6 protein-coding genes are annotated in these 10125 nt (G+C 42.0%); 3 read left to right on the plus strand and 3 right to left on the minus strand.

Annotation, left to right across the window (positions count from 1 at the left end):
* Window positions 1–707, minus strand: a 707-nt coding sequence (gene yaaA, locus ACZFYI_RS09680) for a peroxide stress protein YaaA (protein ID WP_462523924.1), incomplete at its 3' end; no start/stop codon positions are given.
* Window positions 708–722: 15 nt separating this feature from the next.
* Entirely contained in the window at window positions 723–6218 is a 5496-nt protein-coding gene (locus ACZFYI_RS09685) for a hypothetical protein (RefSeq protein ID WP_462523925.1), read from the minus strand.
* An 82-nt stretch (window positions 6219–6300) separates the two neighbouring features.
* Here ACZFYI_RS09685 and ACZFYI_RS09690 point away from each other — a divergent pair, with 82 nt between their 5' ends.
* The 3 genes from ACZFYI_RS09690 to ACZFYI_RS09700 all read left to right on the plus strand — a co-directional run bounded on the left by ACZFYI_RS09690 (window position 6301) and on the right by ACZFYI_RS09700 (window position 9605).
* Complete coding sequence (locus tag ACZFYI_RS09690; RefSeq protein WP_462523926.1) at window positions 6301–7347, plus strand: PorP/SprF family type IX secretion system membrane protein; 1047 nt, start codon at window positions 6301–6303, stop codon at window positions 7345–7347.
* A gap of 4 nt (window positions 7348–7351) precedes the next feature.
* The gene (locus ACZFYI_RS09695) at window positions 7352–8584 is read left to right on the plus strand and encodes a M48 family metallopeptidase (protein WP_462523927.1); all 1233 of its coding nucleotides are present in this window, start codon (window positions 7352–7354) and stop codon (window positions 8582–8584) included.
* 157 nt (window positions 8585–8741) lie between these two features.
* Window positions 8742–9605 (plus strand): phytanoyl-CoA dioxygenase family protein, encoded by an 864-nt coding sequence (locus ACZFYI_RS09700; RefSeq protein ID WP_462523928.1) that lies wholly within the window; start codon window positions 8742–8744, stop codon window positions 9603–9605.
* Window positions 9606–9705: 100 nt separating this feature from the next.
* Here ACZFYI_RS09700 and ACZFYI_RS09705 read toward each other — a convergent pair.
* Window positions 9706–10125, minus strand: a 420-nt coding sequence (locus tag ACZFYI_RS09705) for a GMC family oxidoreductase (protein WP_462523929.1), incomplete at its 5' end; no start/stop codon positions are given.

The following is a 10125-nucleotide window of genomic DNA, read 5'->3' on the forward strand; positions in this document are numbered from 1 at the left end:
CATTCATATTTCCCTTCATTGAAAGTCTTCAACAATTCAGGGTCATTGATCCTGTTTTTGATGATATGATTGACCATCATCCCTCTTGCTTTTTTGGCAAAAAGCCCGATGATTTCATATTTTCCGTTTCTGTATTCTTGGAATATTGGTGTGATGACTTTTGGTTTCAGTACTTTTTGATCCACAGCTTTGAAATATTCATGAGAGGCAAGATTTACAATAGTTTCACCTTCCGCCACACCATTGATAGCTTTTGCAATTCTCGTTCCCCAAAACTCATACAGGTTTTTGCCCTTTTTATTTTCCAACCTTATCCCCATCTCCAAGCGGTAAGGTTGAATCAGGTCCAAAGGCTTGAGCAAACCATACAGTCCTGATAAAATTCTTAGCTTTTCTTGTGCAAATTCAAAATCTCCCACAGAATATTTATCTACATCAATTTGCAGGTAAACATCTCCTTTAAATGCCAAAAGTGCCTGTTTGGAGTTTTGGATTTCAAAAATCTTTTCGAAATCCACAAAGCGCTGTTTGTTCAATAGAGCTAAATTCTCACTGATTCCCATCAAGTCCTGAAGATCTTCGACGGATTTCTTTTTCATGATTTTAACCAACTCAAAAGTCTCTTTTTGAAAATCAGGAAGTGTATGAAGGGGTAATTCAGATGTACTTAAATCGAGTGTTTTCGCTGGTGAAATAAGGGTAAGCATGATTTATAATTCGATTTACTCAATGACTAAAATAGATTTTGTTATTTTGTTTGTGACATTCTGGTTATTGCTCTTGAATCTTACCACTACAGGATACACACCGATAGGGACATAAGATCCATTGACAGTTCCATCCCAACTGCAAACAAAAGTATCACCTGCTATGTTTTTTTGTTCGCAATAGAAAATCAATTCTCCCCATCTGTTGTAAATGAAGACTTCAAGTTCATCTACAAAATCATTGGTGTAGACCAAAAAGTTCCTGTCAGGTTTGCCAGGAACGATAGCTTCTGGGAATATTACCCTCAAAGCGCAATCTTCCACAACCTCAAAACTTACGGTGTATTCGCAACCAAGATTATCCGCTACTGTCAAGAGGTAGCTCCCAGGTAAAGTAGGAACAAAAACAGAGTCTGCCGAAACTTCATTTCCTTCCAATTTCCAGGAATAGAAATCGTATGTCCCGGGATTTAGCTCTACAGTCACATTCTCAATGGCACAAATGGTATAACTAGATGACAATACCGGCGGAACAAGCACTGAGCTTGAAATCTGAACCTGTTCCCTAGCAAGTTCACATCCATACACACTAAGCAAAATCACTTCATAAACCCCTACTTCAAAAACAGTGACCGATGCCTGATCTGTAAATTCAGGCAAAGGAGTTCTGACCGAACCCACGACGCTGTACCATTGGATTTCAGAGACATTGGTCAAATCTGCTTCAATACTGATGTTGGCAAAAGTATCTCCTACACAGAATTGCTGTGCATTTAAGGTCATTTCCACATTCTCCAGAAATTCCTCCACTTCAAATTCAATAGTTTTTTCAGGACAAAGACCACCACTTCTAGGCTGTACTTCGACAGAATAAATCCCCGGGCTTGGAGGGAAAAATTCCTGATTTCTCCCTACAATATCCCCCGACTCATTTCTCCAATAGAAATTTGCATTACTTGGGTCAAAACCAAATAATACAACTTGGTAAGAAACTCCAAGTTCACAATCCACAATCGGAGGAGTCAATGAAAAGTCAATCGGGCTATTGATGACAGCCTCAATCAAACTCAATTCACTGGGACACAAAATCCCGTTTGGATCAAAGCCTCGGACTGTATATACACCGGTAAATTCAAAAGTAAATCCACCATCCTGATCCGGATTGATCAGCTGACCGTTTGGACCTGTAACCTCGTAAACAAGGTTGCCTGCCGATATAGGAACCAATACATAAAGGGCGCAAGCCGTCACATCTGTAGGAACAGAAAACTCCACCTGCTCCGCATTGTCAATAATATAAGAAATAGGATCCGGGAAGGAGCAATTGACATTATCAATCAAAGTCAGGTTGTAAGTTCCATCAGGAAGAGGGATATTGATGGAATCAGTAGCTGAGAAAGTTCCTGTAAACTGCTGCCCATCCTCTTGTCTGATAATTTGATATGAACCTGTCTGAGGGCCAAGATTGAAGACAATATCCATCGATCCAAAGTCTACACCTGTGGCAGAGCACGTCTCAGGATTGGCTGTAATTTCGTAATCAGAAATTCCTACAGGAGGGTTCAAATTCCTTACTACTACTGGAAGTAAAAATTCACATCCAGAATCACTCGTAGCTATTACAGAATACACGCCAGGCTCAAGTCCTGTCACCACAGGCAATACATCACCCGAAGATACATTGGTGAAAATCAGTCCTACCTGATCAATCCTGACTTCATCTGCATCAGCCAACATGGTTATTTCAAAACTTCCGTTGGCGGCTGCACAGTCATCTGCCTCAGTCAAAACTACCACCTCGAATATAGGTATAGGGAATACAATCAATTCCAATTGCTTCTCAACAATGCAACCATCAAGGATAGGATCTTCTGCTACGAAAATAATATCATAAACCCCCGGTGAAGGGAGGGTATTAGGAACAAGATTCAATTCAAAAAACTCCCCAAGTGGAATCCTGTTTACAGTACCCTGAACCTGATAAAACCATTCACCTGAAATTGGAGTGTTTGGTGCAAAGACTACAAGATTTTCATCATAACAAACCTGGTCTGCAGTTTGGGTTAGGTCAAATTCGAATGCAGGTCCAACAAAAACAGAAGCTTCTGATGGACATGGATCAAAGAATGCAGGATCTTCACCCGCTCCAGGTCGGTGTGAAACGACAACAGTAAATATACTTTCTTCATTGACAAAGATGGTATTGGAGTTTTGATCTCCAAATAGCTGACCTGCTGCATTTCTCCATTCAAAATCATAAAGCCCGTCTGCAGGATCATACCCATCAATAGCAGTAAGGCTGACTGGAGTTCCCAAACATAAGGTGATGGCTGCAGGTAAAGTCAATGTAGGAGGAGCGATTACCATTACCTCTAGAAATGCTTCATAAAAATCTGGATTCCCACACCTGTCTACTCTCAAATTGACATTATATAAACCCGGACGGGAAAACTGATGATCATATGTCTGAAACTGCTCTCCAGGTCCTCCAAAGTTATTCAGCTCTACTGTACCGTCTTCATGGGTGATTGTCCAGAAATAGCTGTCAATATCCGGTTCCCCTCCTCCTTCAAAAGGTCCCAACGCCCCGTTTTGTGGATCCAAACATAATTGCACCGGGCCAGCCAATAATGGATCAGGTATGCTGCTTCCTGATTGTTGGACAAAGGACGGTAGACCCAAATTGCTTGTTCCCGTGAGGGTCGGTGAGCCCATCTCATTATAGATACTGACATTACAATCTGTGCCTGAATTGATTGATCCCAATACATTTTGGCCAGGCCTAGCCACATATATCTGCCCGTCAGGACCTATTTGAAGTGCTCCGAAAGGTCCCGCAGTACTGAGTACTCCCCGTACAGGCGAGTTCAAAATACAGGCTTCCCTTTCTGGTCTTGTATTGGCGTTGTCAAAACAAGCAGCACAAGCAAGGGCTGTGGTACCTGTTTGTTCTGGAGCCTGAATCAAAAATTCTTCTACTTTTCCTCCCCCTCCTGTAAACGAAACATAGGCCCTGCTTCCATCCGGCGAAAATTCCATCCCATAAATATCATCGCCATTGCACCCCAAATCCAACAAAGCATACTCCGTCATTTCTCCTGTATCAGGATCAAAGTCAAAGATTTCCAACCGGCTACAAGCACCATCTTGGATCGTGACTGCCACCTTTGTCCCGTCGGGACTGAATTTCATAGTACCTATACCTGAATTGAACCCATGGTTGGAACCTACGGAAGAAAAAACCGGACTTCCTATGCCGAATATCGAAACAGGATATGCCCTAAATGTATTGTTGCCAAGCTCATGAAATAAAACCCAGGTAGTATCTCCTGCTGCAAGCGCTGCTGAATGCTCTGTACTTGGACTGAAAAGAAAATTGTCTTTACTGACTACATTGCCGACTCCATTTAGATTTTCTACTTTGATGTCAACAACAGAAAATTTCACTTGGTTACTGCCATCTGCTGCTGTTTGGGTAGTAAACAGATAAAAAATCGTTTCGTCCTGAGGTACCGGAACAGCCAATACACTTTGGGAAGAAAGGTTACTTCCCCCTATGCTGTCGCCGTTTTCCATGACATTGCCGTTCAGGTCCCAGACAGTTTCTCCATCTGTAAAAAACAAAACCTGACCAGTCTCATCTGAAATGGTTGTAGTTCCTGCAGGAATATTTTGATTATGGCTAACAGGTCTTGGAGTTGGCCCATTCGGATTGTTTGGATCAGGATTGAAATCCAAACCAGCTCCATCACCAAAATACCAAATGTTATTGCTTTGGTCGTTTAAATCCCAGATTTTCACCCTGACACTTCCATAAGCATAACATTCGGACCCTGGCTCTCTCACCAATACCCAATATAATCCCGGTAAATCAACACAATTGTCTTTGGTAGGTCTCCATTCCCTGATATTAGACCAGAAGTATTCATAGACACCGCCTCCACCGCCTCCGCCACCGCCATCTTGTCCTGCCTGTACGGTCAGCATGGAACCAATATCTACACAGCCACCCTCACATACGGTTGTATCCTGCGCGCTGAATTGAACCTGAAGCTCATTGGGGAGCAAAGTGATGGTCTTGTCCACTGTCTGAGTGGTACCATCCGCAAAAGTCACCGTCAGAGTAACGTCAATGCTTTCATTGGCTGTAGCCTCCTCAGGTATCAGCAAATGCTCCTGAGTAAAATCAATGTCTATCGGGGCACCGTCTTCATCTGTCAAAGGCGGATTGAATGTCCATTCAAAACTTACCGGACGGAAGTTCTCCGGTGTTATCAAGCTTGTCAATTGAACAGGGTTGTTGCTACAGGGTTCTTCTGGATTCCACTCAAAATCCACCGTTGCATTTATATTCTGATTTGGGGCAAATTGAGGAAAAATCCTTCCACAAAAATCTGTTCCATTAAATGGATCCTCATCCAGTTCAATTTCTGTCAAATCAGCCACATCAGGATTATCCACCCTCCCTATCAATTGGGGCCCACCGGCTACCTCTTCATATATATAGTATAACCTGCCATCAGGTCCGGTTTTAATATCATATATCTGAAATACATCATTTTCCAAAGGAATTACTTCGGGTGTCGCAGTAAGGTCAGTGATTGGGACCCTTACTAATTCATCTCCTCTTGAAAAATAAATGTAATCTCCTTCAGGTGAAAAAGCAGCCCCTCCAAAATCATTTCCATTACTGGATTCTGAGATAGGAGTGATTGCTCCAAAAGTCCCTGTCGCTGCATCAAAATCCACAATGACAATATCTTCATTGGGATCCTCGGGAATTAAGATGATTTTTTGGGATGCTTCATCAAACACCATAAATTTTGGTGTAAAAGGAACTGCTGCATTAGAATTGAGAATAAACTCTCCTTGATTTGCACCGATCCTTCTTGACACAATCGAACCTCCTTCGATACTGATCAGGTAAGAAGGAGATTGGGGTGTTTTTACCACCATGATTGGTCCGGTGACTGCACCGACGATGACTTGGTCTTTTTCTATGATTTCACCCAATGGCGGTTCATTTCCTATAGCCTGACCCGGGGCATTCATATCAATCAGCGCATATTGTAAATCTCCCACAGGATTTACATAAAATATATAATACAATCTATCTCCAACAGGATCATAGCTTAGTACTCCGATGGCCAAATCCTGCTGACCATTGATGTTTCCATCGATTCCCGGAGCTACGCCTTCAAGTACCTGATTGTTCGCATCATAGACCAAAACACCGTTGCTGTAAAAAATAATGTTCCCAGAAATTGGATCGATGGCTACAGCGTTGTTATTTTGTCCAACAATCACCCCGCTTGGAAGACTCCTGACTATAGGATCTTCTCCTTTTCCAAATGAAAGAATGTTATTTTGGCCTGTACCGCAGTCACCAAAGATCCATTCATTATTGTTAAAACCTTGGGCATGAAGGGGTGCGGAATTGAATACAGTGTTCAAAATTATTATCGCACTAAAAAAAAAGAATATTTTTATGGAATTACTACGGCTTTTCATAATTTACACGTTGCGTTTAAAACAACAAAACGTTTTTGACGTTGCAAAGGTGAATCTAATTGCTAACATAACGAATTACTACTTGCGAAGGTCTTTAATACTCCGTCTTTTTTTTGTTTCCTTAATTTTTACAGGAAATATAACGTTGCAGGCCCAAGACCCTCAATTCAGTCAGTACTATGCAGCACCCCTCTATTTGAATCCTGCTTTTACAGGATCTGAAATGCTTCCAAGGATCGGGGCAAATTACAGGAATCAATGGCCGGGGCTGGATGCCCAATTCACAACCTTCGCTGCTTACTACGATACCTATCTGGATGACTATAACAGCGGAATTGGCTTTATGGTTATGAATGATGTAGAAGGCGGCGCAAAATTAAGGTCCACAACAGTGTCCGGATTGTACTCTTATGAGCTTAGAGTCGGAGAGAATGCGTATTTCAGACCCGGGGTTCAAGCTTCCTATATCCGAAGAGACATAGGTTTTTTTGAAAATCTTATTTTTGCAAATCAGATCAATCCAAGTGACCCTTTGGGTCCCTTGTTGCCAAGTATAGACCTCCCCGGCTCGGGTGAACCCGTTAATTTATTATCACTTTCTTTTGGTGGACTTTTCTTTACTGATAAATTTTGGTTTGGCGTATCTGCCCACCATGTCAATGAACCAAACCAATCTTTCTTGGATGGGGTAAGTCCATTGCCTGCAAAATTCTCCTTCCATACAGGATATAGAATATCATTGGGCACGGGCAGCTACCGTTCTGATTTCACACATCAAAGAAAACAAAGATATTTATTACCAACACTTAATTACAAACGTCAGGGTCCATTTGAACAATTGGACATAGGTGCTTATCTGCACCTAGAACCACTGAATCTTGGACTTTGGTACAGGGGACTTCCATACAAACCTGTTGAAAACCAAAATAACCGTGATGCCATTGTCATGATGATAGGCTTCAACCTTCCAACAGGGATGAGCTTGGGTTACAGTTTTGATTATACAGTTTCGCAGCTTGGCATTCAGTCAGGCGGCGCTCATGAAGTCAGCATCGCATTCCTTTTGGCTGACAAAAACCAAGCTAGAACGCGTAAAAGAGATACACTCCTACCTTGCCCAAAATTCTAGCTTGATGGCGGCAGAAGAGATCAAGTACCTCATATTGGGTATTCTTGTTTTGGGATTTGTGGCTGAAAAATTCCTCAGCTACCTCAACATCAAAAGACCGGTCCCTGCCATTCCCAAAACTCTTGACCAATACATCAGTCATCAAAAACTTCTGGAATCCAAATCTTACCAAAAGGCAAACTTCCGTTTTGGACTATTGACCAGTACAACAGTTTTTGTTTTGACCATAGCTTTCATTTATTTCGGGGTTTTCGGATGGCTTGATATTTTTTTAAAAGAATACATCAATCATCCAATACTTCTTTCTCTAGTTTATTTTGGTATCGTTTTTATCGGTTCTGATATCATCTCTATCCCCTTTGATTATTATCAGACTTTCGTGATTGAAGAAAAATTCGGATTCAACAAATCCACTAAAAAGACTTATTTCTCTGATAAAATCAAAGGTTACTTTATTTCCATTCTAATCGGTGGCGCGCTGCTCGGGACACTTCTTTGGCTGATCCACCAGATGGGCAAAGACTTTTGGTGGCAATTTTGGTTGGTCTCAGCATTGTTTATGGTGGTTGTCAATATGTTTTATACCGCTTGGTTTCTTCCTCTTTTCAATAAACTTACCCCATTGGAAGAAGGTGAACTTAAAAACAGCATTGTTCGATATGCCAGTTCTGTTAATTTCCCTTTGGACAACATCCTGGTGATGGACGGAAGCAAACGCTCTGCAAAAGCAAATGCATTTTTCTCAGGTTTTGGTAAAAGAAAAAAAGTTGTCTTGTTTGATACGCTCATCGAACAGCACACTCCCGATGAATTGGTGGCTGTACTTGCCCATGAAATCGGTCATTACAAAAAGAAACATATTGTATGGAGCATGGTCGCATCGGTGCTCCAGGTAGGAATCCTGCTGTTCATATTGGCACAATTCATCCACAGTGAACAGATGAGTCTGGCTCTAGGCGGAAATGCCATGTCCATCCATTTGAATATTATCGGATTTACCATTCTCTTTTCACCTATATCCAGCATTTTGGGAATAGGCATGAACTTGATGAGTCGAAAAAATGAATTCGAAGCCGATGCTTTTGCTAAAGATACTTTCGACGGAAAACCTCTAGCAGAGGCGCTGAAAACACTTTCCGTAAATTCTCTAAGTAATATCAACCCACACCCGTGGTATGTTTTTGTGAATTACAGCCATCCACCACTACTCCAAAGGCTCGAAAGGCTGGAAAAATAGGTGCGCCATGTCCGATGACCGATGTTAATCCATTTTTAGGAATTCCAATATTCCTTTTGAATTTGCTTTTCCAATCTTCACAATTTTTCAATTTTGTTATTTTTCAATTTTCATTCTTTATCTTAACTTCAAGGTAATTCCCCAAAATACCTATACCATGCAAGACTTATCCCTTATTCACAATCCTATCACCGGGCTTTTTCCCTATCCAAAAACCAAAGAAGAATGGGAGCCTTATCGTCTAAGCCAAGAACAGGTTGACTTTTTTCATGAACAAGGATACCTCAGCGGCATCAAGCTCCTGGACGAAAACCAGATAGAAGCCCTCAAAAAGGAACTTGATGAAGTCGCCGATCCTAAGCATCCTTTGCACCATCTATTCCATGAGTTCCACAGCAATGAATCCGACGACCCAAATACTGTCTTGTTTCATTCTCTCGGTCACTGGAGAATCTCACAAGCCTTTCATGATGTGATTTGGAATCCTGCTTTTGTGATGGCAGCGAGTCAGCTTCTTGGCGATCAAAAAGTCCGCTTCTGGCATGACCAATTATTCTGCAAACCTGCCCATCATGGCGGTGTGGTGGCTTGGCATCAGGATTATTCCTATTGGACCCGCACCATCAAAATGCAGCACCTCACCTGTTGGTGCGGACTCGATGACGCCACCACCGAAAACGGCTGCCTCTACTATATCCCCGGCAGCCACAAATGGGGATTGCTTGAAAAACCGGCCCTTGCAGGCAAAATGGATGGATTGATGGAGTTTATGACAGAAGAACAAAAAGCTGCATTCAAACCCGTAGCCATTGAACTCAAGGCAGGTTATGGCACTTTTCACCATCCTTTGATGGTCCATGGAAGCTATGAAAACCGCTCACCAAGAAGCCGTAGGGCTTTTGTCCTGAATGTCTTTGCAGACGGCACCATTTCCAATACAGACGACGAATTGCTCAAAGGTGTGCCTGTAATTGCAAAAGGACATAAAATGGATGGACAGTTTTTTCCTTTGTTGAATTGACTGAAAAAAACACCTTAAATATAAAACACTGATAGGGTAGGAAACGGGAATAAATCCACAATCCTACCCTATCAGGTCTATTTCAAAAACTTTTATTTCCCTACAAATTCCCTTTATTCAATTCCTCCACAGCATGATTGGCAGCTCGGGCTGTAAATGCCATAAACATCAGCGTGGGATTTTGTGTGCTTGTACTTGTAAAGCTCGCCCCATCTGAGACAAAAACATTTTTGCATGCATGAAGCTGATTCCATTCATTCAGCAGCGAAGTTTTTGAATCTTTGCCCATACGCACACCTCCCATCTCGTGGATATCTGATCCCGGAGGCGCCTTGGTATCCTCGACTTTGATGTCAGTGAATCCTGCCTTCTCAAACATCTCCTGTTGTTGCTGCATGAAATCCGCCGTCATCTTATCATCATTATCAGTCCACTCAACTGAAAGGATGATCTTTGGAATTCCGTATTTGTCTTTTTCTTCTGTGCTGAGCCGGATATGGTTGGTTTCGATGGGAATGGT

Source organism: Aquiflexum sp. (assembly GCF_977115555.1).